We start from the raw sequence: 25,631 nt of genomic DNA, 5'->3' as shown, positions 1-25,631 counted from the left end.
GAGCCATACTTCTGCAACTATGGGAGGGTTGCTTCCGCACCCTCCCGTCATTGCCGATACTCTCTCCATCCGCCGCTGGATATCTATGGACGAGCGGCTTCAGATGGAGGGGCGATGAAATGTTGCGGGCGGGGAGGAGCCACATAGCTTACGAGCTCATCCACCGGCCTTTTCCCGGCCCAGGCAATGCCGCGGAGCAGCATCTGCTGAATCTGATAATTTGCGAAATTGGCATAGGTGTGCCCCTGCATCCATACGAATGCCCGCGCGGGCTGACCACCGGGAAGCGTGTGCTCCCAGGTCCAGATCTGGGGCACGACCTTGCCCGCATAGGTAGGGGCAGCTTTGGCAACCACGGGTGTATTCGGGATAGTCACGGTTGCCAGTACGTGGACTTCGGGATTCTTTGCCCAGGTCATCTTATAAAAGGCCTCGTCGACGATTGTGATGTCAGTCATCTCCTCCATGATGGGGCTGGTTTTGTCCACGATGTCGTAGTGGAGAGGCGTGCCCAGAGTAAAGTTCACTTCGCCATGCTTTTTTGCGCCGCCGACCAGCGTCGCAAAGTAAGCCGGATCGGGGCCGCATAAGGAATCGTGAATGCTGACCAGTCCGCCCCCGCGCCGGACAAACGCCTCGAGTGCGGTCTTTTCGGCGTCACTCAGATATGCTGCGTCGCCCTTATAGATCACGATAACGTCGGTGTGCTCCAAGTCATTGCTGTCGGGAGCATGCAGAGATCCATCCACAATGGCGCCGTGTTCTGTGAGGATCTTGCTCCAGTCGGCAAGAAATTGAGGATAATCGTGCTGGCCCTCGAAGTGAGACTTCAGTCCCGCCCACAGATACACATGCATGCCGTTGGGATTCTGTCCCCAGGGGCGGGGCGCGCCTTCGGCGTTCACTGCCTGGGAACAGGCCGCCTGCTGCATCATTCCTGCCAGGAACAGCAGGCACAGAGCGCCTTCCACAAATGGCAGGAACTTCTTTCGGAAGAGATTGCCTTCTGTCCTGTCTGCTGCAGATGCAGCTCCGAGCCTGGCATATCTTCTGCTGCATATCCGTCCGATTGTCACAAAGCACCGCCTCATCTTTGTCAATTTGTCAGGGACCTATGGCGGCTTCGAGCCCATATGGTGTCGTCTGCCAGGGGAGCAAAGTGCAGAGAAGCCGGATCTGTCTCCGGCGTCTTTCTGCGCGGCAATTCCCTGAAGAATCTCCGAAAGGGATGAAGCCTTTTAGAAAAACGAATTCTGTATACTAAATACTTTTATTCTTTGTCAAACGATTCAAGGAATCCATGAGAAGGAACAGCATTATCCTCTGTCAAGACAAGTCAATATGTATACTAAATGCAATAGCGTCCTCATCGCGTGCTGCGTATCCTGACGGCATAAAGCGCGTGGTGGGCCAGCAGAAAGAGAGTGCGATGATCGGAGCCGCCAAAAAGAATGTCGATCGGGCGCTCCGGCACATCGATGCGAGCGATCTGGCTGCCTGACGGGCTGTAGACGAAGACCTGACCATTCGCGATATATACATTGCCCTGTCCATCGACGGCGACGCTCTCACCGCCGCGCCAGGCAAAGGGATGAAGATCGCTGAGCGTGCCGTCGGCGTCGACCCGCGCGCTGTAGGTGATGTCTTCCGACTCGCTGCTGACATAGATGTGCTGTCCCGGTTGGGCGCGGAGGAAGCCGTAGGTGTCCAGGTTGTCGGAGAAGCGCCAGCCGACCGAGTCGGGCGGCCCCTGCTGAAAGACACGTCGTGCAGGCAGAAAGAGGCTGCCATCCGGCGAGACATATTCCCTGGCTGTGGGAGCCGATACATCGCGGGCGAACATCTCCGCCAGCGTCGTGTAGGTAAACGTGCCGAAGTCGAGCTGATTCCTGAATTCGCCGTTGTTCCAGTAATTGCCCGGAAGAAGTGTCATGGTTTCGGAGTGCGGTATTGTCGCCTGCGGCGTGAGCACCGTGATCTGATCCTTCGGCGAGCCGGGATGGAAGGAATAGACAGTTCCCTCCGGACCGTCGGAAGAGAGCACCAGCAGATCGCCCGACCGGTCGAAGGCCAGATTTACCGGGTCCAGCGGATTGTCGCGCTCGACGGTAAGCCCTTCGGATGCCGACCAGCCGTAGATGCGCTGCTGATGGTGGTCGACGAAATAGAGCTTGCCCGCGGCATCCACGGCCGCGCCGGAGATGGAGAAGAAGCCGTCTTCGAGCTTTCGAACCTGCGCGCCCGGCGCAGACACCGCAGAAGTGTCAGATACGGCCGGCGTGGCCGGACCGGCGGGAATGTCGAGCACGGCAAACTGCCGCTCGCGCACCTCCAGATGACGGGTCATATCCTGGATAGCGTTTTCATAGGGAAATTTGCTCACGCGCAGAAACGTACCGCAGCCGTTCTGGTCGCAGGTGGCGAATCCGCTCTCGGCATTGACGAGCACGTTGCGGAAATGAATGTTCGAGGACTGATAAAGGCGGACCGCTGCAGGAAAAGGCGCGCGGGTGCGTGTGACGCGGTAGGCGTGATAGTTGGCGACGGTGATGTTCTTCGACCAGTCGAATTCCATCGACAGCGATTCGGGGCTTTCGCCGGCCTCTTCCTCGGTCTGCGGCGCGTTGATATCCCAGTTCTGCACGTGATCGAACTTGATCTCGTTGCGGACATGGTGCTCGTTGGAAAGCTCATACACATGGCCGGGGGTGGTGGTGTCGGAGACATAGAATCCGGCCTGAGCAAAGGTATCCGGAGTCCAGATATTGGCGAAGCTGCCGCCGCCGCCGTGCGTCACCCAGAGGCTGGGGTACTGGCCGTCCCAGCGCTTGTGCAGATCGGGGTCGGCGGTGTGATCGTTGTTATAAGGATTGAATCCGCTGCCATGCCCGCCCAGCAGCCGCACGTCATCCACCAGCGAGTCTGCGCCGGCCTGCCACAGCACGCCCACCGCGCGGGGATTGATCCCTCCGGTATTGACCCCAAGGCCGAAAAGGATGCTGGAGCCGTTCGCAGGCGAGGAGATGACCGCCTTCGGCGCGCCCACACCCTGATACCCGGGAGTGGAATCGGGAAGGTCGAACTGGGTCAGAGAAGGATGCAGCCCGATAAGCACCGTATCCGGCTTCAGCATGAGCGTATCGTGCACGATGTAATGGCCGGCAGGGAAGTAAAGGACACGATGTGTATCGATAGCCTTCCGGATCGCAGCGGTGTCGTCGGTTTTGTCGTCTCCGGCGACGCCGAGAGTATGGACATTTACCCACTCTTCGCTCGGAGGCAGATTCCGAATCGCCGGCGGCAGCGGCGCGGGCAGGGCATGCAGCGGCACGGAATCATCGAGCATGCCGATTGCGCCGGTTGCATGCTCTCCGGGAACGATGAGCCCGTAATTGAAGTTTCTGACACGATAAATTGTGCCTTTCGCGGTTACTTTTTTCCCGCTCTCGCGAAACTGAGCGAAGGTCGGAGCATCGCGCAGGACGGCGTTTTCGAAGCCGATCTCGGTGAGAGGACTCTTCTCGTTGCTGATGATGACCACGGAGCTGGAAATGTCTTCGAAGCGGCAGTCCTTCACCCACAGCTCATCGGAGTAATGCGGATCGATATCGATGGCCACCGGCACATGATGGAAGGTGTCCCGGATGAGCGTGAGCCCCGCCTCATGCTCGCGAATGGCCGCCTCGCGCTGACCGTTAAAGGTGGAATCGAGAAGCGTAAACTGCCAGGCATCGGAGGGCTTGTCCGTGAGGATGCCGTAGCGCCCGCCGAAGAAGTGCAGGTCTTCGGCCTCGTTGCCGACTTCCATGATGGCTGCCAGACCGGAACCGGTATGGAAATCGATATGGCTGAGCAGAGAATGCTGCGCAACGTGAAAACGGATCGCCACCGCCGCCGGATTGCCGTCACCGATCTCGAAATCGACATTGCTCAGCGCCGAATAGAAGGTGCCGGGATTGGCGTCGGCAATGGCAGGGTTCGGCGGCACGCTGCCGGGCGGAGGAAAGGGAATATGCCGGCCCATGCCAAATGGGCTGTGAGGGCCCGCGCCGGCGAACAGGACCATCACGCCGGGATCGTTCTGAAAGCCCGGCGTGTTGTCCGCCAGCAGGAATACGGGACGGGTCGCGCCATAGCCGAAGACACGCACGCCCGGCCAGATATAAAGGGTGCGCGTCAGCCGATAGCGGCCTGAGGGGATGAACACGATCCCCGCGCGCGTACGGCTCTCGGCCTTGTCGATGGCGGCCTGGATGGCGGCGCTGTCGTCGGCCTTTCCATCGGCGTGCGTGCCGAACTCCTGCGCGGTGAGATAAACCGCTTCGGGATCGTCGAGCCGCGCGGTGATGACGGATGCGGCCAGTGCGGAAGAAGCACAGGCGAGGAGCGTGGCAAACAGCAGAATTTTTCTCATGAGTGGATTTTCGGCAGGCCTCCGTTGCGCCTCATAAAGCGGCGACAGGAAGCCGGCTTCTCCTGAATTTTGAGCTGCCATGGAGTTTTGAACTGCAATATGTCACCTGGAGGGCGCATTCGGAGTAAACAGGCGCAGGCGCAGCCTCCAGGTGGTCGACTGCCCGGGATGCAGGGTCACCATTCCCGTATCCATCCCCTTCCATTCCTTTCCGAAGGGGTCCACGAAGTTGAACTGCTCTTCCACGGCGACAAATTTTCTGCCCTGCGGAGAATAGATCTGCACGGTTTTGATCTCCGGCGACAGCCCGTCCACATCGACGCCGTAGTTTGCCGCCGGATCGATGACCTTCACCTCGACCGCGCCATGGGTTCGCTGAAGGTGAGAGAAGTTATCGTCAAGCGCATGATCGTCGAGAGCTGCGCCTTCCGGCGATCGATAATCATAGATCGTTCCTTTGACGGGTTTGAGCTGCCCGGTCGGGAACTCCTGATGATAATTGTTGACCACCGCCATCATGCTGGCCGGGACGTGGATTCGCGCCTGGCCGCGGTCTCCGCTCGGCAGGGCGAAATAAGGATGCGCGCCGATGGCAATCGGCTCGTCCTCGCTGCCCACGTTGGTTGCCGTGATTGTCTCGTCCACGGCTTCGCCGGTAAGCGCGAAAGTGAAATGAAGATCGGTCTTTGAGAGCCAGTGGCCGCCGAAATCGCCGGCATGGATGACGGCCGTTGCTGTCTGACCATCCGCAGTCGTCTGCGTTTGCACATCCTGCGCCTGGGACTTCAGGATCAGCCCATGCATGACCATCCCCATATTGTCCGGAGGCCCGGCCGGCGCCGGCGTCGCTGCAGTCTCTCTGCGCCGGGGAAATGCCGGCAGCACAATCGTGCGGCCATGCCATTGCGTGGTGAGCGTCGTCCCGTCCGGCGAGGCCTGTCCGAAGATGCGGTTGGGATAGGGAATCAGAAAGGCTTCTCCGAAGCCGACGCTCGCTCCGCCGGTCCTGTCCATGCCTGTGCCGTTGAGGCGGGCTGCGACGGTCTCGACAGAGGGAGAATTCAAAACGGAGATATCACCCCTGCCGGGGATGCTGGCTTTGATCTGAAAGACATTCATCCCCCGCCCGGGCAGGAAGGTGAGCGAGAGAAACTCTGGCCTGGCGCCGTTGCCGGTCGCTTTACGAGTAAGAGTGACCACATTTTCGCCGCCGATTTGTATGGGCCCCTGGGCCGCAGCCGGCAACGGCTTGCCTGCATTTTCCTGGGACGGATGCCTGCACCCGCCGATCAACAACGTACATGCAACCAGTAGCCAGGCCACCTGTTTCATTGTCGTTTCTCCCTTTCCTCTTCTTCGGATTTGTTGTGATCCTGGCCCGGAAGCAGTAAGCATACTGAATGCACTTGATCTTTGCATAGCAGGAAGTATAGCGGCTCCCCAACCCGCTCGGAGCAGGCGCGTCTTCTGCAGAGAGGATCTATGGCTATGCTCAGCTGAAGGAGAAAGATACAGGGTAAGCATAAGAAAATAAACGAGAACATATGCATACCTCACCCATAATCACACGACGAAAACAAATATGCTTGCACAATCCTCAGGTGGTATGTACTATGGCCGCGTCAAAAAATACAGTATACAGATTGGGCGAGCGACAGACAGAAATGAAGAATCAGAAGCAGGCGATCTCAGGAGCAGACGTTCAGAACTTTATGCGATTCAGAAAAGAAAATTCACGGATGACGCGTTTTGGGAGATGGTTTCTGCTGGTCCTCTGCTGTTGCTCGCTCTGCCAGTACTTCTCGCCGTCTGCGTCGGCAGAGCGCGGGTACAAAAGCTTTGAGGTCGCGGTCTACGTTCCGGAGTATGTGGTCGAGCAGATGAAAGATTCGAATTATCTGCAGAGCACATGGAAGATCATCAACGACCAGGTCAAAGTTGACAAAGTCTATCTCGAAACGTACCGGAGCGGGCGAGTTGCCGACGACCAGCTGCTCGATCAGGTGAAGAAGTTTTTCGTCGATCGCGGAGTGGAAGTTGCCGGAGGCATTGGCCTGACGGTGATGGAGTCGAATAACTTTCAGTCCTTTTGCTACACGGACCCCAAAGACCGGGACTTTGTAAAAATGCTCGCGCAGAAGACGGCGCGGCACTTCGACGAGATCATTCTCGACGATTTTTATTTCAACAACACAAAATACGATTCCGACATAGCGGCCAAAGGCAGCAAAAGCTGGGCCGAATTCCGTCTGGGTCTGATGGATCAGGTCTCCCGCGAGCTGATTGTGGACCCTGCAAAAGCGGTGAATTCGAAGGTGAAGGTCATCATCAAGTTTCCCAACTGGTATGAACACTTCCAGGGCAACGGATATGACCTGAAGAATGAACCGGGCATCTTCGACGAAATCTGGACGGGAAACGAGACTCGCGAGGCCGATATGACCCCGCAGCACTTACAGCAGTATCAGAGCTATGAGATATTCCGTTACTTCGAAAATATCTCTCCCGGAAGAAATGGCGGAGGATGGGTCGATACCGGCGGCATCCGCTACGTAGACCGCTACGCCGAACAGCTTTGGGACACGATGCTCGCCAAAGCTCCTTCCATCATGCTTTTCAAGTGGACCGAGCTTCTCAATCCGGCTGTGGCCGGGCAGCGGCAGGCATGGAGCGATATCCACACCAGCTTTGACTATCAGCAGCTCGTCAATGAGTACGAGAAGTCCCATCCGGGGCTGCATTCCACCATGGCCGGCGTCGCCGGATATGCGCTGGGCGGCATTGATCCCGTTATCGGCAGACTCGGTAACCCCATCGGTATCGCAAGTTATAAGCCATACAATTCGTCCGGCGAAGACTTCCTGCAGAATTACTTCGGAATGATGGGCATTCCGATCGAGATGTATCCATCCTTTCCGGCGGATGCCAAAGTCGTGCTGCTTACTCAGGAGGCGGCAGACGATCCGCAGATCGTGAGCAAAATCAAGGCCCGGCTTGAGGCGGGAAAAGACGTATTTATCACTTCAGGGCTGGTCCAGGCGCTTCAGGATAAGGGTCTGGGTGACCTGCTCAGCTTGCGCTACACGTCCCGAAAGGCGATCGTGGATCAGTTTGCCGCGGGGTATGGCGCGCCGGTCGAGGCAGGAAATAAGAACGGCGGGATACTTATTCCTGAAATCGATTTTTTCACGAACGACGCCGTTCCTCTGATCCGGGCAGGTGCCAACGGCAACAGCTTCCCGATACTGCTGTCGGACCACTATTCGAAGGGAGTTATTTACGTCCTCACGATTCCGGATAACTTTAACGATCTTTACTCTTATCCCTCCGGCATAGTTTCCGTCCTCAGAGAAAACCTTCTGAGAGATTTCCCGGTTCGCCTCGATGGACCCGACAAGGTCAGCCTCTTTGCGTATGACAACCACACTTTCGTGGTGGAGTCTTACCTGGATCAACCGGTTGCGGTCACTGTCGCCCTCACGGGGGGCACAACCAAAATTACCAATATGCAGACCGGAGATGTCACTACCGGATCGGCCAGCACGCCGCGTCGCGGGTTCGGCGGCCGAATCATCAATACGGGGCCGGATCGCGTGAATTTTCAGATCACGATACAGCCACACAGCTACGCCGCTTTCAGTGAGACGCCATAGTTACGAAGCATGAATACGAAATGCCGATGTGGCAGGAGCCAATGCAGTATCGGCGAAAAAACTGAATATATCGCAGTGCGATTGAACGAAAGTTCTGGAGGCCGTAATGGGGAGAACAATACGCATTTGTCTGACAGGCTTGTTAGTCGGCATCGGCGTGGCCGGTCTGGCGCAAAATACAAATTCCGGAGACATCCGTGGCACGGTAACCGATCCCTCGGGGGCAGTTATTCCTGGTGTGACGGTTACTGTCCTGGATGTCGATAAGGGCGACACCCACATTTTTGTAACGGACGGTGCCGGCCTCTACGATACGAACTCGATCGTTCCGGACCGTTATCAGCTGACCTTCACAAAGCAGGGCTTTACGACCTATGTGCGTGGCCCCATCACTCTTCAGGTCGGCGCTGTTACGGTAGACGCGCAGTTAAAGGTAGGTGCCGCGACGCAAAAGGTGACGGTCAGTGCCGATTTGCCGCTTCTGCAGACCGAATCCTCCGAACAGTCGACGACGCTCAGCTCTGAGACTATGCAGAAGCTGCCGAACGTCAGCGCAAACTGGACCAACTTTATGGTGCTGCTGCCCGGCGCGTCAGGCGCGAATGGATCGAACGCCGGCGGGACTTCGAATCCCGGAACCGGGGTTTCCATTAATGGCGGAATGCCGTATTACTCGAACTTTCTTGCTGATGGCGCCTCCACAACTCTTCCCCAAAGCTCGAATTTTCAAAACGCCACCTTCGAGACAGTCGCGGAGCTCCAGGTCAATACATCCACCTTTTCAGCGGAATATGGAGTAGGCGGCGCGGCCTTCAACCAGATCAGCAAAGGCGGAACCAATACATGGCATGGCTCGGCGTATGAGTACTTTCAGAACGACGCGATGAACGCCAGGAATTACTTCTCGCCCACTGTGCCGTTCCTTCGCTACAACGAATTTGGTGGCTCCGTGGGCGGCCCGATTCTCAGGAACAGAACCTTCTTCTATTTCAACTACGATAAGGTGCTGAATGAATCGGCTACCTTTGGATACAACACCGTCCCGACGGCGGCCATGATGCAGGGCAACTTTACCGGCATGCCTCCCATCTACGATCCGTCCACGCTGACTCAGAATCCGGATGGAAGCTACAGCCGCAGTCAGTTTCAGGATAATCAGATTCCTCAGGGTGATATTCAGAAGGTTGCTCTGGCGATCCAGCAGTACTTTCAGCCGGCCAACGTGCCAGGAACACCCGCATCGGGATATCCCGGGGAGGTTTCCAACAATCATTATTACAGCTATACGGCGCCGGCCCCCGTATCTCACCTCTTCGGGCGCCTGGACTACGATCTGACTTCAAAAAACAGACTGACCTTCTCCATCACCGAGATAAACGCCGTTACAAGCGGCAAAAGCGCGATCAGTAACTGCCCGGTAGGCTGCACGAACTCCGATGTGGTGAATTACCTTACCCAGATTTCCGATGTCTGGACTATCTCTCCGTCCCTGGTGAATGAATTCCGCTTCGGCTATACCCGTCAGGGAAACTGGTTTGTTCCGCAAACTCTTAATGGAGGATACCCAGGCAAGGTGGGTTTGCAGTATGCGAAGGCGGATCTGTTTCCCGATACATTCATCAGCGGGTCCTGTTGCGGCAACCTGACGGCCGGAACGGCTGCAACTCTTGTCGAAAACGCGGACGATCTATCGGATGTCGTTACGCTGGTGAAGGGGAAGCACGTTCTGCATTTTGGAGGCGAGCTGCTGGCGTATCAGGAAGCGGATACGACCTGGGGAAACGTGCAGGCGGGTGAATTTACCTTTACGGGCGTCTTTACCCAGCAGTCGCCCAAGTCAAGCGGCACTGGAGCAGCCTACGCAGATTTCCTGCTGGGCCAGGAACAGACCTGGAGCGCCAATAACTTTCCTGAAGATGGTCCCCGGGCCAAAAAGCCTGCTCTTTTCATTCAGGACGACTATAAGGTGCGTCCTGATCTGACGCTGAACCTCGGTCTGCGCTATCAGATTCAGGAAGGATGGGGCGAAGCTCACAATCGCCTGGGCTCCTTTGATCCGAGCCTGATGAATGCAGCGACCAGTACGCCGGGGGCCATGTGGTTCGCGCCGGCCAACGGAAGAACCACCCTGCAAAAATCGAAATATGACCTGCTTCTGCCGCGTATCGGCTTTGCCTGGGCCCCGCAGGCAAATCTGACCGTCCGTGGCGGATTCGGTATCTATGCCTATCCATGGGGCTGCGATGTATATTGTGCCGGACTGGGTTTCGGCTCGAACTCTTACGGTTCGATCTCCAGTACAAATGGGCTGACTCCGGTAGCGACCTGGGATGAAGCAGATCCCGGTCTCCCCTATCTGGCAGTTTCCCATTCGTCGACGGCTTATAACGGTCAAACAGTAAACTACAACGTCTACGATCTGCCCGTGCCCACAATGTATCAGTGGTCGTTAAGCGTGCAGCGGCAGATCGGTCCAACCATGATGGTGCAGGGGTCCTATGTTGCGAGTGCAGGCCGGCATCTCTCGTTTCCGGTCGATGTCAACCAGGTACCTGAAAGTAAGTTGAGCGTCAACGATCAGGGCAGCAGGCCATACCCGCAGTTTCAAAGCATCCTGGCCGATCCTTCCAATGCGAATTCGAGTTATAACTCGCTGCAGCTTGTCGCTGAGAAGCGTCTGAGCGCAGGCTTCAGCTTCTCGGTAAATTACACCTGGTCACACATGCTGGACACGCAGGATTCATCCGGGTTTGGCACCACGGGATCGGGAGGTGGCGCATCGCGTGGCGGCCTGCAGATTTACCAGAATGCCTTTGATCCGGCAGCGAATTATGCCTCCTCGAACTTCGATGTGAGAAACATGTTCAAAGGTTATGGTGTTTACCAGCTTCCTTTCGGCAGAGGTCGACGATTCCTGAACGATAATATGTTCCTTGACGAAGCCTTAGGAGGCTGGCAGGCGACCGCAACATTTGTGGCGCAGACCGGCAATCCTTTTACCCCCACAATTTCAGGACCGAATAATTCATACTCGCAGGGACTGAACTCATACTGGCTGCCGAATGTTGTTAGCAGCCCCACGCCGAAGAACCGCTCGATTAAGCAATGGTACGATCCGGCGGCATTTTCGCTTCCGGCAGCAGCCACCTATGGAGATGCCGGCAGAAACAGCCTCAGGGCCCCTGGCTTAAGCGAGCTGAACGGCTCTCTTGGCAAGACATTCGCCATTCCGTTTGAGAGTGTTCACCTTGAAATTCGCGGAGACGCGAACAACGTCCTGAACCATGCCAGCTTCAGCGCGCCGGATACGAACGTCAACGATCCTGGTGCCGGTGTGATCACTTCGACGACAAGCAAGGCACGCATCCTTCAGTTAAGCGCACGATTCTCCTTTTAGCCACCGTGGAATGCACCATCTGAACCTGCAGGGCGACGGCACTCGCTGTCGCCCTTTTTCTATAAACCGCAGTCGTGTCGGAGGGCGGAATCGTGGTGTAGACTACAGCAGCTATTTCCGGCAAAGAAACTGGATGATGTATGGATCTTCGAGCAGCCGTTCCCCTGGTTTTTAGTGGCATCTTTCTTTCGGGAGTTCTTCCTGTACCGGCGCAAAAACCTTCTGATCCTCAGCAGGAGGTTCAGGCGCATATGCGCCTCGCACAGAAATACATTGCGGAAAACAAGCCTGCTCTGGCGATTCCGGAATATCGCGCTGCCGTTGCCCTGGACCCGGAGAACCTGGACGCGCATGCCAACCTGGGTGTGCTTTTCTTTTTCCAGGGTGACTATACGGATGCCAGTCCACAGCTTCGTACCGCTCTGAAGCTGAAACCCGACCTGTGGAAGACGCAGGCGCTGCTGGGCATGTCGGAGAAACGGAGCGGACAGGTGGCTGAGGCCAGAGCCGATCTGGAAAGCGCGTTTCCTAATTTAAAGGACGAGAAGATCTGCGTGGAGAGCGGCATGGAGCTGATCGAGCTGGATTATTCGGCGAACGATCTGAGCAGAGCAGCTTCGGTTGTGGGCGTTCTGCGGGCGCGGGAGCCTGAAAATCCGGTCATTTTATACACGGCCTACCGGATCTACTCCGAGCTGACGAACGAAGCCATGCTGAGTCTGGGGCTGGTCGCGCCGAAATCCGCACAGATGCACATGATTATGGCGCATGAGATGGAGAGACAGAACGACACATCCGGCGCCATTGAGCAATATCGCGAAGCCATGCGGCTGAATGCGCAGCTTCCTGGACTGCACTATGAGCTGGCGGAAGCGCTGAATACGTCCGCCGATCCCGCGCTTCAGTCCGAAGCCGAAGCGGAATACAAGGCAGCTCTGGCCGCAAATCATTTCGATGAAAAGGCGAAGTGCAGGCTTGGAGATATTGCCATGAAGCATAACGAGATAAAGCAGGCTTACGAGGACTACTCCGGAGCGCTTGCGCTGCAGCCTGACGACGCGGAAGCGAATGTTGGCCTGGCCAGAGCACTGACCTTTATGAATGAGAAGCAGAAGGCCATCGCCGCGCTGGAGCATGCCGTGCAGGAGGATCCGACCAATGCTCTTGCTCATTATCGGCTGGGCCTGCTGTACCGCCAGACAGGAAAAACCGCGGAGGCAAATCAGGAGATCGCGAAGTTTAAGCAGTACCAGGCCATTCGGGAGCAGTTAGGCAAGGTATTTATAGAGATGCGCGTTCATACAACACAGAGCCTCAACGAGATGGTGGACGCGAAGGAAGAGTCCGAAACGCAGTCCAGATGATGCGTCCCTGACGAATGCCCGCGCTCAGGGGCGAGCTCTGTTTTTCTGCTCCGATGCCGGGATATTGTCTCGATACACTCTGATCCAGTGTGTCCGCATGGAAGCCCGCACCGTCTCGTTTCCCGTGACCGAGACGATGGCGCTCGTTGGCTGTACAGGCATGTGGCAGTCAATGCAGTTATTTGCGATAGAGCGCCCCATCTTTTTCGACATCCCGCAGCTTTCCACGCGATGACAGGTCAGGCACCGCTGCGAATAGAATGCAGCCGATCGTTCGGTCGCGTGCACATCGTGGCATGTCGAGCAGCTCATCGTGGGCGATGAGCGATAGCAGAGGCTTTTTTCCAGCAACCCCACCTGATTGCCGTGCACATTGGGATGTGTCGGCATATCCACCGCTTCCGGTCTGAGATATCTGTCCAGCGGACGGCCGGGTAAATAGGTAAATGCCGGCGCGCGCTCTTCACGCTGGGCTCCGTTATGGCAGAGCGCGCACAGATCGATCTGCCTGTCTCTCGAAAACTTCGCCGGATTCAGAATATGCTGGTCCGCGGACCGCGCGGAAGCGGCCTTCTGCATCTCGACGTGGTCGGCGCCCGGACCGTGGCAGGTTTCACAGGATATTCCAGGGATCAGGCTTTGTACGTCGTAGCGATTTGTCAGTGGATCGGAGGAAAGCGGACGGATATACGTCGCATGGCATTCCAGACAGCGCGGATAAACGGGGCGGGAGAAGTCAGCCGTTCCGTTTTCGTATCCCGGGCTGTTGATCCACTTGTGAATACCGGTCCAGTAGCTTATCGGCAGCTCGAATAACTGGCTGCCCTGCCAGTACAGATAGGTTTGCCCGCGCACTCCGGACCCTGTAACGATATCGATCCGTTTACTGAAAGTCTGTATCTGCGAAGGGTCGCCAGCCTCAATGGTTTCATACGCGGTTTCGTAAAAGCCATCGCTCTTTGCTTCCATCCGGAAGAGAAGCGGCAGCCCCAGGAATTCATCTGTGGAGCTGATGACCTTCACTTCATTCCGCGGCTCCTCAAACGGCCCCAAAACCGAGATCCGGCTGGCTAACTGCGAGGTCAGGTGGTGAGCGGTATGCAGATAAGAGAGACTTATATCTTTATGGCATCCGGAACAGGCTGCATCGCCCACATACCTGGCGCGATCGGGACTGGACTCACCGGCCGCCTGCGTCTGCCGTGGCGTCGCCGATAACTCCTGTTCCGGCATGCTCAGAGCAGGAGCGGGGCAGGCGCTGCACACCAGCATCAGGGATATAACTACGTTAGCCGCGAGGGCAAGCTGCTGCAAAGCGACGGCCGGCCTGCGGAAGCCGGCGCCATGACCGGCGATGGCATTACTTCCCGCGCGCTGTATAAGTTCTGCTGAAATGGTTGCGACCATTGGTGACGGTGATGCGGCCTCGCGGAGTAATGTCGATGTCGACCGGATAACCCTGATCCGATAACTGATCAAGATTGGCAATGTAATCGGGGTCGCCGTTCAGATCGGGATAACGCACCGAATCATGAACGCGCCAGAAACCCTTCAGGTCGGGATAACTATCCACCGTCCTGATAACTGCCTCATCGCCCCCCTTCATCGGGCCGTTCTGCATCACGGCGACCAGCGGATCAAGCGCGCCTGTGGGAGGACTGCTCGAAAGATTCATGCCGTGACCGGTGACGAAATAAACATCGACTTTGCCGACCCGGTTGACGGGGCACAGCAGCTCCATTTCCTTATTCCAGGTAAGGTCTCCCAGGTCAAGAATGCGCGTTTTGCCAAAGGTGATGAGGGTGCCGACCGAGCGGACATTCTCTTCGCCGCCGTTGCGGTCCATCGGGAGTACATTTGCGCAGAGCGGGTTGGGCTGGCCAGCGCCCGGCAGAGGCTCATGCAGCACATTGCCGTCACTGGTGACGAACTGAAGATGCATCGAGCCGATATCGAGCTTCTGACCCACCTGAGCAGTGATGTGCTCATGGCCCTGATATGCCGCGACCCAGGCGGGATACAGCGTGGCTGTGGCGAAGGCAAGCTGTCGCGGCGTTGCATTCGGCGGAGGCTCTTCGCGGTTGGGGCCATGATCGATGAAGGCTTCGACCGGCAGCTTCGCGAGCAGCGCCTGAAGGCCGCCGAGGTGATCCACATGGTAGTGGGTCATAAGAAGGTAATCGATCTTCTTTATGCCGAGCGAAGCGGCGGCAGCGGCAATACGGTCGGCGCTCGACGGCATGGGAGGCGGCGGCGGGGCATCAGGTTTTCTGCGGGGACCGCCGATGCCGGGCGGCCAGCCCGTGTCAATCAGCAGCGATTTGCCCTCCGGCGTAACAAATAATATGGCGGCGCCGCCTTCGACGTCGACGGCGGCAATTCTGAGATCCCTGGATCGTTTGATTTTTCCGGACTTTGCGGCTGCTCCGGCGGCTGCCAGAGTGAGGGTGAGCAGGATCAGAGTGCCGATGATTCTCCGCTGGGACATTTTTCTCCCGGTTTGCTTCAGATTCTGTTTCCGAAGTGTAATTGTATATTATATACTTCACTCGTTTTCGAGAAGAACGAAGTGCCGCGCATACCTCAATGTGCCGGGAGCTCCTTTCAGCAGAAAGTGGGAATCTCAAAAACCGGCTTTTCGGCTCTCCCAGGTTTTCGGGCCACGCAGTGGATTCAAACTCTCCGATTCCGAAAGGAATATCCGGATGTGTCAACGACTCCTGAGTGCAGTTCTTGCCGGAGGGGTGATTTTTTTTGCGGCAGCTCATGCGTACCCGCAGAACCCGAATGCTCGCCGGAATTTCACCCCGCAGCAGCGCGCTGAGGCCACCCGTGCCTTTCTTGGTCTTGGCACAGCGCCGGACAAGGCAGCCGCGGCCCGTGGAGCGCCTCTGTTTCAGCAAAGCTGTTCCTTTTGTCATGGGCCTCAGGCGCGCGGCGCGGAAGGCCCCAGCCTGATCACCTCGGATGTGGTTCTCGATGACGACCATGGCGAGCATCTGGTGCCGTTTCTGAAGAAGGGCCGCCCGGAAAAGGGCATGCCTTCGTTTGCCGCCGTGCCGGATGACCAGCTCAGGGACATTGCCGAGTTTCTTCATCTGCAGGTCGAGGACGTCGCGAACCGCGGCACTTATCATGTGCTGAACATTCTGGTGGGCGACGCCGCGAAGGGACAGGCATATGCCGCGGCGCACTGCATGTCCTGCCATACCGCTGCGACCTTTGCGCACATCGCGGCCAGGTTCCGTTCCCCCGATCAGCTTCAGCGCGGATGGATCTGGCCGGAGCGGCCGGCAGACGGATCACTGGCCGTCACGGCGACGGTGACGACGCCGGATGGCGGCACGGTCTCCGGGCGGGTCACGCAGGTCAGCGATTTCCGCGTCGAGCTGGTGGACAGCATCGGTCAGTCCCGCATCATCGAGCGGGTTCCTGGGACAACGGTCAGCATGAAGGACCCGCTCGCTCCGCATCAGGACATCGTAATGACTCTCAGGAATGACGATATGCACAACGTCACGGCCTGGCTGGAGACGCTGAAATGAGATCTGTCCCTGCCGTCTGCATGGCCATTGCGGCTGCCGCGCTCGTGAGTCTGGCTGCGGCCGCGCCTGTCGCTTCACCTGATCCGAATACCATCGGCAGACCGCCGGTCACGAGCTGGCCCACGTACAACGGCGATTACACCGGCCAGCGCTACAGCACGCTGACCCGGATCACACCCGCTAATGTGAGCCGGATCGCACAGCAGTGGGTTTATCAGATCACCAGTGTCGGCGCGCAGCGCGGCGCGCCGGTGCCGGTGATCAAATGCACGCCGCTTCTGGTGGGCGGCGTTCTCTACATCACCATTCCGGATCATGTGTGGGCGCTCGATGCGCACACCGGCAGGGAACTGTGGCATTACGAATGGGTGGACCATGGCGGTCACCTGATTGGACAGCGCGGCGTCGCCATCTGGAGAACGACGGTCTATTTCCTCACTCCTGACAACTGGCTGATTGCCCTCAATGCCACGACCGGCAAAGAGCTCTGGCGGAAGAATTATGCCGATGCGCGGAAGCAGTATTTCTCAACGTCGGCGCCCCTGGTGGTGAAGAACCATGTGATTGTCGGGGTCGGCGGCGATGCGATGGACATGCCCGGCTTTCTCGATTCGTTCGATCCGGCGACGGGCCGGCTGCAGTGGACCTGGTGGTCCACGCCGCGCAAAGACGATCCGGCGCTCAAAACGTGGCCCAATGAAGCAGCCTCCGAACATGGCGGAGGCATGACCTGGATGCCGGGCACGTATGATCCCAAACTCAATCTGCTGTTCTGGCCGACGGGCAATACCAATCCGGTCTTTGCCGGACAGGGGCGTCCCGGAGCTAATCTGTGGACCGAATCCATCGTCGCGCTCGATCTCGATACCGGCAGGCTGAAATGGTACTTCCAGGTCTCACCGCACGACACGCATGACTTCGACAACACCACCGCGCCCATTCTGATCGACAAAGTCGTTGACGGAAAGCCGCGCAGACTGGTGTCGCAGGCGGCGCGCAACGGCTTCTTTGTGACGCTGGATCGCGTCACCGGAAAGTACCTGGTCGTTCGGCCTTTTGTTCCGCTCGATTATTCCTCGGGCCTGTCGCCGCAGGGCGAACCTATCCCGATTCCGGATAAAGACCCCACCGTCGGCGGCTCGATCAACATCGTGAACGCCACCAACTGGTTTGCCCCCGCCTACAGTCCCAAAACCGGCTTGTTTTATGTGAACTCGGTGGAAGGGAAGGCTATTTATTACCTGGTGGACGACAGCGACCATCCCTCCGGATATGGCGGCACCGGGGCGGGCATCGGTCACACCCGGCGCATTCTGCAGGCGATCGACCCACTCACCGGGCGCGCGGTCTGGACGCATGAGTATCCGAACCTGAACAATGCGCCGCCCACGACAGGGCCCGCTCTTCTGACCACTGCGAGCAATCTGGTCATCACTGGCGACGACCAGAAGAATTTGATTATCTTCAGCGCCGACAAAGGCCGAATCCTCTGGCACCAGGAGGTCGCGGCGAACGAGTCAGGCGGAATCATCACCTACATGCTGGACGGCAGGCAGTGGATTCTCTTCAGCGCCGGGGACAGCCTCTACGCCTACAGTCTGCCCCGGTGAACGGTCTGCCCCGGCGAAGAAAATTACAGGGCCCGCAGGTCTGAAGCCATGCGAGCAGAGGAGAAAAACGTTTGAAATACCCGGTTCGGATTGTTTTGCTGATGATTTTGTCCGGCGCTCTGCCGCTGACGGCGCAGCAGGCGGACAGGCCGGATGCGCAAACGAATCCGTTTGCGGACTCTGCCGCGGCCGTGGCAGCCGGCAGAGCGCTGTATCAGCAGACGTGCGAGGAGTGTCATGGCGGGGATGCCCAGGGAGGCCGCGGCCCGTCGCTGGCAACCGGCAGCTTCTCTCATGGAAGCGAAGACAGCGATCTCTTCCGGACCATCCGCACCGGCATTCCGGGCACGCAGATGCCCTCCTTTTCCGCTCTGCCTGCGGACAATATATGGAAGATCATCACCTGGCTGCGGAGCCTGAGCGCAGGCAGCGCCAGTGCCGGAGAGACGGTGCCGGGCGACCCTGTGGCCGGAGAAGCGACGTTCTGGGGCAAGGGCGGCTGCGGGCGGTGTCACGAGGTCAACGAGCGCGGCTCCGTTTTGGGACCGGATCTCTCCGCCGTCGGGAAGAACCCGGCGCAGTCTCTGCGATCTGTGATTCTGAATCCGAACGCCCCTGCTTCGCCTGGGCGGCGCCAGCTTCGGCCGGAAGCCGTTCGCGTCACCACCCGAAACGGCGAGGTCATGACGGGGATCAAGCGGGCGGAAGACAACTTCACGCTGATTCTGATGGACCTGAACGGAAAGCTTCGCAGGCTCGACCGAAGCGAGATTGTCGAGGAGCACTCGGAAACGAAATCGCTGATGCCGGACAACTACGGACAGGTGCTCTCCTCCGCCGAAATTCAGAACCTGGTGGCTTATCTGAAGACGCTGAAAGCGCGCGACCTCAGCAAAACGGTGCAGGCGACTCTGCCGCCCGGCCTTACCTTCGAAAGGCTGCGCAACGCCCGGAAGGAGCCGCAGAACTGGCTGACCTACTGGGGCAATTATCAGGGAGATCACTTTTCCTCTCTGGCCCGGATCAATCCCGCCAATGTTGGGCGGCTGCAGGCGCACTGGGCGGTGCAGATGCCGCCCGGTCCGCTTCTCGAAGCGACTCCGCTGGTGGTGGACGGCGTGATGTACACCACCTATACGACCAGCGATGCGGCCGGCGTGTATGCCATCGATGCTCGCAGCGGGCTCGTGATCTGGAAATATGAGCGCCGGCAGAAGGCGATCAATCCCTACCAGTCCAACCCCTTCAATCGCGGCGTTGCGGTGCTGGGCGGCCGTGTATTTTTCGGCACGCTGGATGCCGCCATGGTCGCCCTCGATGCGCGAACGGGCCGCCTGCTCTGGGAGACGCAGGTGGCCGATACCCTGCAGGGTTATTCGATCACCGAGGCCCCGCTGGCGATCAAAAAGGAAGTCATCGTCGGAGTCGCGGGGGGAGAATTCGGGATTCGCGGCTTTCTTGACGCTTACGATGCCGTAACCGGAAGGCGGCTGTGGCGGTTTTACACCGTGCCCAGGCCGGGCGAGCCCGGAAGCGAGACCTGGACCGGGGATAGCTGGAAGCAGGGCGGAGGGCCCACCTGGATGACCGGCAGCTATGATCCGGAGCGGGACGTGCTCTACTGGACGGTGGGCAATCCCGGACCGGATATGAACGCGGACGTCCGCGAAGGCGCCAACCTGTTTACCTGCTCCGTTCTGGCGCTCGATCCGGATACGGGAAAGCTCAGGTGGTATTACCAGTTCACTCCCGGCGATACGCATGACTGGGACGCGAACGAAGATGTGGTGCTCGCGGACCAGACCGTGGCAGGCACGACGCGCCGGCGTCTGCTGCAGGCAGACCGCAACGGGCTGTTTTATGTGCTCGACCGGGATAACGGAAGGTTTGTCTTTGCCAAACCCTATGTCAGGCAGACCTGGAACGGCGGCTTTCACCCGGACGGCACTCCGATTCTGCTGCCGAACTGGAAGGCGACGCCGACCGGCAATATTGTCTCGCCCACCGTCATCGGCGGCGCGGACTGGGCAAACCCCTCCTACGACCGCATTCATTCGAAGCTGTATGTGGTGGTGACGGACAGCGCTCTGGGCTACCGAAGCGTATCCCAGAAATATGAGGCGGGGCGCCAGTATATGGGGGGACGTCCCTTTTTTCTTTCTGGTGAAGAGCATCGAAGCGGAATGAAAGAGATCGACACCCGGACCGGAGCGGCGAAATGGGTGTATTCGACCTTTCGCGGCTCGATGACGGCGGGCGTCCTGGCCACAGGCGGTGGGCTGGTCTTTCTGGCCACGGCCGATGGAAACCTGATTGCGCTCGATGCCGCATCGGGCAGAGCGCTCTGGCACTTCCAGACAGGAGGCACAATCGCCTCCGCACCGGTCAGCTACGCCGTGGATGGAAGGCAGTACGTAGCCATTTCCGCGGGAAATACGCTTTACAGCTTTGCGCTTCCCGACTGACGCTCCGGTAAAGATGTTCTTCCTCTGTGCCTGGCCGCCGGGGCGTTCCGGAGCCGCTCTTTTGAAGGTGTGGAGGGGGAAATGAAGACTCCGGAGCGGCCGTTCCGCCAAAGAACGGCCACACGGCATGGTTCCTGCCACTCTATGGCATCAGGAGAACGGCTCTAATACGTCGCCCGGCCGCCGCTCAGATCGAAGACGGCGGCGGTCGTGAAGGAGTTTTCTTCAGAGACCAGCCAGGCGACCATCCCCGCAATTTCACTGACCTCCGCGAAGCGTCTCCGCGGAATCTTCGCCAGCATGTAATCGATATGCTGCTGGGTTATCTGATCGAAGATCCGTGTGCGCGCTGCGGCGGGCGTAATGCAGTTTACCGCGATGTTGTGCTCCGCCAGCTCTTTTCCCAGTGATTTCGTCAGAGCGATGACGCCAGCCTTGGCTGCGCTGTAGGCCGATGCCTGGGGATTTCCTTCCTTGCCGGCGATCGAGGCCACGTTCACGATGCGTCCATAACCCTGCTTCAGCATAAAAGGCACAACAGCCCGGCAGCAGTGGAAGACTCCGTTCAGATCAACCTGGATCACCTGCTGCCACGCATCGACGGGATACTCCCAGCAGGGAAAGTTCGGGCCGGCGATGCCGGCATTGGCCACGAGAATATCGATCTTTCCGAAGCTACGGGCTGTTTCCTCGGCCGCCAGCAGTACACTGTCCGGCTCCGTTACATTGACGGTTCGGGTTTGGATACGGCCTTCTGCGTTCAGCTGTGCGGCCGTTGTCCCGAGCCGGTCCTGGTCCATATCCCACAGGGAGACGGAGGCGCCGGATGCCAGCAGTCTCTCGGCTATCGCTCTTCCGATTCCTTCCGCTCCGCCGGTAATGACCGCATGGCGGCCTTCCAGATCGATAGTGTTCACTTTTGTCCTCGTCTTAATGAGATTCCCGTGGAATATCTGCGCCGCGGCAGCCAACCAGAAAATCGAAATCCGCTCCCCGGTCTGCCTGCATCACGCGGTCGACGTACAGCCCCTGATAGCCGCCCTTCATCCGTTGTTCCGGCTTTTTCCACGCCGAGCGCCTCGCCGCCAGCTCTTCGTCCGATACGTCGAGATGGAGCTTCCTCGCTTCCACATCCACCTCGATCCAGTCGCCATCGCGAACCAGCGCGAGAGGGCCGCCCACAGCGGCTTCCGGCGTCACATGCAGGATCACCGTGCCATACGCGGTTCCGCTCATGCGCGCGTCCGAGATGCGCACCATATCCCTGATGCCCCGCCGCAGTATGCCAGGAGGCAGGCCCATATTGCCGACCTCGGGCATACCGGGATAACCGCAGGGACCGCAGTTCTTCAGCACAAGAATGGAATTCTCGTCCACGTCGAGCTCCGGATCGGCAATGCGCTGGCGATAATGCTCGATGCTGTCGAATGCTACGGCGCGGCCGCGGTGGCGGAGCAGATGAGGCGACGCGGCGGAGGGCTTGATCACGGCTCCATCGGGCGCGAGGTTGCCGCGCAGCACGGTAATGCCTCCGTGAGCGGCCACCGGATTGTCGACGGGGCGGATGACTTCGCTGTTCCAGTTCGCTGCATGCTGCACATTTTCCCAGATCGTCTTCCCGTTTACGGTGAGAGCGTCGCGATGCAGCAGGCCGTTCTCGCCGAGCAGACGAAGAATGGCCGGAAGTCCCCCCGCATAATAAAAGTCTTCCATCAGGAAGCGTCCGGACGGCATCAGGTCGACGACGGTCGCGACATCGCGGCCCAGAACATCCCAGTCATGCAGCGACAGGTCGACCTCGATTCTTCCCGCAATAGCCAGAGAGTGGAGAACGACATTCGTCGAGCCGCCAATGGCGCCATTCACACGAATGGCATTCTCAAATGCCTGCCGCGTCAGGATTCGGGACATGCGAAGGTCTTCGTGAACCATTTCCACGATGCGGCGGCCGGCCAGATGAGCCAGCGTAAGCCGTCTCGAATCGGGGGCGGGGATAGCCGCATTCTGCGGAAGCCCCAGGCCCAGAGCCTCGACCATGCAGGCCATCGAGGACGCCGTGCCCATCGACATGCAGTGGCCTGCGGAGCGGGACATGCACACCTCGGCCTCCCGGAACTCAGGCAGGCTGAGAATACCTGCTCTCGCGTCCTCGCTGAAGCGCCACACATCTGTGCCCGAGCCGATCATGGTATTCCGGAATTTGCCGTTCAGCATGGGACCGCCCGAGACAACCAGAGTGGGCAGATCGCAGCTCGCGGCTCCCATGATGAGAGAGGGAACGGTCTTGTCGCATCCGCACAGCAGAACCACCCCATCGATCGGATTGGCGCGGATGGATTCCTCCACATCCATGCTCACCAGATTGCGAAAGAGCATGGCGGTCGGCCTGATGTTCGTCTCTCCCAGAGACATAACGGGAAACTCGAGGGGAAACCCTCCCGCCTCCCACACGCCGCGCTTTACCCGCTCCGCAAGCTCGCGGAAGTGCGCGTTGCAGGGAGTCAGCTCCGACCATGTATTGCAGATTCCGATAACCGGCCGTCCGTCGAAAACGTCTTCCGGATAGCCGCGCATCCAGCTCCGATGGATGAAGCCGTCTTTGTCAGCCGAACCGAACCATGCTGCCGAGCGAAGGCTTTTTCCGGTTTTCATGCGCCGCTCCGCAAAGCCGGGGTCCCGTCTGTCCGGAACGATCCGCGGATGGAAAGAGTTTTGTACACGTTTTCCCGATGACGGAATGCCTTGCCTGAAGTCATATCTGTATACTGAATACTATCAGAGAGGAGGAAGAACACAGAATGTTCCTCGGTGAACAGAGTCACATTTCTCCTGTTTCCTCCCGGCAGGCGGCGCGAGGAAAGATCCGGCGCTCTATCGCCTGGTGATTTCGGGGTCTTTCCCGGTGCGGGCGGGCCAGGACTGCGACCGGGCAAGGCTGGAATATCGTTCCGGATCTTTGTAGGCCATCCGCAGATGCATCAGCAGCGCACCCTGAATATCCTGCTCCTCCGAACCGAGCACGACATCGAGCAGCGCGCGGTGATGGTTCAGACGCCAGCGGCGCAGATCATAGCTGATATGCTCCAGGGTCTTGTAGGTAAATAAGGAAGCCACCAGCGAATCCAGGACCTTTGCCAGATAAGCGTTTCCGGAGGCTTCCCAGATCGTCCGGTGAAATTCCAGATCCAGAGCGGCGGCCTCGGATAATGTGCCGTCCCATCCCTCCATTTTGTCGACCAGAGCTGTAAGCGCCGCCGCGGTCTCCGGCGTCATGCGTCGCCGCGCCAGCTTCAGCGCTTCCGTTTCCAGAACCAGGCGCACGCTGTTGATCTTCTGTGTGTCCTCTTCCGACAGCAGGGTTACAAACATGCCCTTCCGCTTCCGGTTGGTCACCAGCCCGCTTTCCTGAAGCTGAAGAAGGGCCTCTCTGACCGGAATACGGCTGATTTTGAATTCACGCGCGATAAGACTTTCATTCAGGCGGTCGCCGGGTTTGTATCGGCCGGAGAGAATCGTCTCGCGCAGCTTCTGGAGCAGATAGATCTTGAGTGTGGAAGGCGTTGCCGGTTCAGCCATGCGGTCTCCGTACGGAATGGGTGGGTTTTGGCTGGAAATGCACAGTCGTTGCGGGCTCCATATTTATTTATGAAAAAATCTCATTTGTCTGGTGATGATACTGCAATTCCGCTGTGGTGAAGCATTGACAGAGTCCCCAAGTGAACTTAGTATACAGTTCAGTTTGTGCTCTCTGTCAGAAAAGCGGGTGCCGTCTTCCTGCCGCTTCCTGAGCGACGAACTTTCCTCGGCACAGGGATGGGGTCCAGCCTTTGGTACAGGGTGCGTGGATGAAGGCAAGCCGAGCCCGATACGGTGTGGTGGCACTCGCGGTTGGACTCGCCGTCCTTTCCTATGTTCAGCGGGTCGCGATCTCTGAGGCAGCAGGACCGATCTCCCGGGACCTGCACCTCAGCCGAGAACAGATGGGGTTGGTCTTCGGGGCGTTCGGGCTTTCGTATGCATTGTTCGAGCTCCCCATGGGGCTGCTAGGAGACCGTCTGGGAGTGCGGCGGGTCCTGGCGCAGATCGTGCTGGCCTGGTCTGCTTTTACCGCCCTCACCGGAGCCGCATGGAATGTCCTCTCTCTGTGGGTGATTCGCTTCCTGTTTGGAGCCGGCGAGGCGGGATGTTTTCCAAACCTTACGCGCATGCTGAGCGTCTGGCTTCCCGAGCGAGAGCGTGTCACGGCCCAGTCGCTGATGTGGGCTGCGACACGCTGGGGCGGCGCTGCGACTCCGCCGCTCGCGCTGGTCGCAATCACGCTGCTGGGCTGGAGATGGGCTTTCGTCTCCTTTGCAGCGCTGGGCCTGATCTGGTGCGCCATTTTCCTCTTCTGGTTCCGCGATGACCCGCTGCAGCACCGGTCCGTGAACGACCTCGAACGGAAGATGCTGGAGACCTCGCGCGCTTTCATTCACGGTGATACGACACAGCATCGCTGGCTGTCTCTGCTGCTGACTCCTCAGATTTTTGTTCTTGTCCTGCAGTACTTCTGCTTCTCCTTCGTGTGGTACTTCTACATTACCTGGCTGCCCACCTATCTGCGGGAGGCGCGCGGCCAGTCGGCCGGAAGGGCAGCCGCCTTTGCCGTTCTGCCGCTTCTCTTCGGCGGTTTTGGATCGCTGCTCACGGGCCTGGTTGCTGCCAGAATTCCGCGGCGAGTCATTGCTTTTTTCGGTTTTCTGGGATCGGCGATTTTGTTGTTCGCCTTCACCCGCATTCACGGGGTAATGCCCGCCATGCTGTGCATGGGGGCGGCAAGTTTCTGCAGCGATCTGACCATGCCGATCTCCTGGGATGCCTGTGTGGAAATCGGCGGCCCGTATACGGCTACGGTCGCCGCCGCCATGAATATGCTGGGAAACCTGGCGGGCTTTGTCGCTCCCGTTCTCGGCGGATTCATCCTGGAGCGAACCGGCGGCGACTGGAACCCTCTGATCTACCTGATGGTGGGCGCCGCCATAATTTCGGCCCTTTCCTGGCTGTATCTCGATCCGGAAAGTGCCGGACGCAGACGCAGAGCCGATCCTGACGGGGAGAAGGCTCGCATCGATGCGGAAGGCGCGTCGCTCTGAATGAGTGGCGCGGATAATAAATGATGATAGCTGTAGATATGAACTTGGATA

General features: G+C 58.5%; 15 protein-coding genes. 7 read left to right on the top strand and 8 right to left on the bottom strand.

Annotated elements, in window-relative coordinates:
- Positions 1–83: 83 nt before the first annotated feature.
- The 3 genes from D0Y96_RS18175 to D0Y96_RS18165 form a co-directional block, all read right to left on the bottom strand.
- Positions 84–935, bottom strand: coding sequence for a ThuA domain-containing protein (locus D0Y96_RS18175; RefSeq protein ID WP_117303147.1), 852 nt, complete (start codon positions 933–935; stop codon positions 84–86).
- A gap of 431 nt (positions 936–1,366) precedes the next feature.
- Positions 1,367–4,414, bottom strand: coding sequence for a glycosyl hydrolase family 28-related protein (locus tag D0Y96_RS18170; protein WP_117303145.1), 3,048 nt, complete (start codon positions 4,412–4,414; stop codon positions 1,367–1,369).
- Between the two features lie 102 nt (positions 4,415–4,516).
- Complete coding sequence (locus tag D0Y96_RS18165) at positions 4,517–5,614, bottom strand: aldose 1-epimerase (protein WP_158562473.1); 1,098 nt, start codon at positions 5,612–5,614, stop codon at positions 4,517–4,519.
- 539 nt (positions 5,615–6,153) lie between these two features.
- Here D0Y96_RS18165 and D0Y96_RS18160 point away from each other — a divergent pair.
- The 3 genes from D0Y96_RS18160 (at position 6,154) to D0Y96_RS18150 (ending at position 12,828) form a co-directional block, all read left to right on the top strand.
- Complete coding sequence (locus D0Y96_RS18160; RefSeq protein WP_147325131.1) at positions 6,154–8,067, top strand: hypothetical protein; 1,914 nt, start codon at positions 6,154–6,156, stop codon at positions 8,065–8,067.
- Positions 8,068–8,173: 106 nt separating this feature from the next.
- A complete protein-coding gene (locus D0Y96_RS18155) occupies positions 8,174–11,464 on the top strand; it encodes a TonB-dependent receptor (RefSeq protein ID WP_117302831.1) in 3,291 nt (1,096 codons plus the stop codon).
- A gap of 251 nt (positions 11,465–11,715) precedes the next feature.
- Entirely contained in the window at positions 11,716–12,828 is a 1,113-nt protein-coding gene (locus tag D0Y96_RS18150; RefSeq protein WP_158562472.1) for a tetratricopeptide repeat protein, read from the top strand.
- 24 nt (positions 12,829–12,852) lie between these two features.
- Here the strand turns inward: D0Y96_RS18150 and D0Y96_RS18145 are convergent, their stop codons facing one another.
- Together D0Y96_RS18145 and D0Y96_RS18140 are read right to left on the bottom strand one after the other, a co-directional pair.
- Positions 12,853–14,235 carry a multiheme c-type cytochrome gene (locus D0Y96_RS18145; protein ID WP_117302826.1) on the bottom strand — a complete coding sequence of 461 codons (1,383 nt, stop codon included), beginning with the start codon at positions 14,233–14,235 and terminating at the stop codon, positions 12,853–12,855.
- Positions 14,189–15,316 carry a ComEC/Rec2 family competence protein gene (locus D0Y96_RS18140; protein WP_117302824.1) on the bottom strand — a complete coding sequence of 376 codons (1,128 nt, stop codon included), beginning with the start codon at positions 15,314–15,316 and terminating at the stop codon, positions 14,189–14,191. Before D0Y96_RS18140 ends, D0Y96_RS18145 begins: the two co-directional genes overlap by 47 nt.
- A gap of 256 nt (positions 15,317–15,572) precedes the next feature.
- Here D0Y96_RS18140 and D0Y96_RS18135 point away from each other — a divergent pair, with 256 nt between their 5' ends.
- The 3 genes from D0Y96_RS18135 to D0Y96_RS18125 all read left to right on the top strand — a co-directional run bounded on the left by D0Y96_RS18135 (position 15,573) and on the right by D0Y96_RS18125 (position 20,448).
- A complete protein-coding gene (locus tag D0Y96_RS18135; RefSeq protein ID WP_158562471.1) occupies positions 15,573–16,373 on the top strand; it encodes a c-type cytochrome in 801 nt (266 codons plus the stop codon).
- Positions 16,370–17,983, top strand: coding sequence for an acido-empty-quinoprotein group A (locus tag D0Y96_RS18130; protein WP_117302821.1), 1,614 nt, complete (start codon positions 16,370–16,372; stop codon positions 17,981–17,983). Before D0Y96_RS18135 ends, D0Y96_RS18130 begins: the two co-directional genes overlap by 4 nt.
- 71 nt (positions 17,984–18,054) lie before the next feature.
- A complete protein-coding gene (locus D0Y96_RS18125; RefSeq protein WP_147325130.1) occupies positions 18,055–20,448 on the top strand; it encodes a PQQ-dependent dehydrogenase, methanol/ethanol family in 2,394 nt (797 codons plus the stop codon).
- A gap of 164 nt (positions 20,449–20,612) precedes the next feature.
- Here the strand turns inward: D0Y96_RS18125 and D0Y96_RS18120 are convergent, their stop codons facing one another.
- The 3 genes from D0Y96_RS18120 to D0Y96_RS18110 form a co-directional block, all read right to left on the bottom strand.
- A complete protein-coding gene (locus D0Y96_RS18120) occupies positions 20,613–21,365 on the bottom strand; it encodes an SDR family NAD(P)-dependent oxidoreductase (protein ID WP_117302817.1) in 753 nt (250 codons plus the stop codon).
- A 13-nt stretch (positions 21,366–21,378) separates the two neighbouring features.
- Positions 21,379–23,100 (bottom strand): IlvD/Edd family dehydratase, encoded by a 1,722-nt coding sequence (locus D0Y96_RS18115; RefSeq protein WP_117302814.1) that lies wholly within the window; start codon positions 23,098–23,100, stop codon positions 21,379–21,381.
- Positions 23,101–23,319: 219 nt separating this feature from the next.
- Entirely contained in the window at positions 23,320–24,024 is a 705-nt protein-coding gene (locus D0Y96_RS18110; protein WP_117302812.1) for a GntR family transcriptional regulator, read from the bottom strand.
- A 269-nt stretch (positions 24,025–24,293) separates the two neighbouring features.
- Here D0Y96_RS18110 and D0Y96_RS18105 point away from each other — a divergent pair, with 269 nt between their 5' ends.
- Positions 24,294–25,580 carry an MFS transporter gene (locus D0Y96_RS18105; protein WP_117302809.1) on the top strand — a complete coding sequence of 429 codons (1,287 nt, stop codon included), beginning with the start codon at positions 24,294–24,296 and terminating at the stop codon, positions 25,578–25,580.
- Positions 25,581–25,631 lie beyond the last annotated feature (51 nt).

It is taken from the genome of Paracidobacterium acidisoli (assembly GCF_003428625.2).
GTDB lineage: Bacteria > Acidobacteriota > Terriglobia > Terriglobales > Acidobacteriaceae > Paracidobacterium > Paracidobacterium acidisoli.
This window is presented reverse-complemented; position numbering and strand designations above follow the sequence as displayed.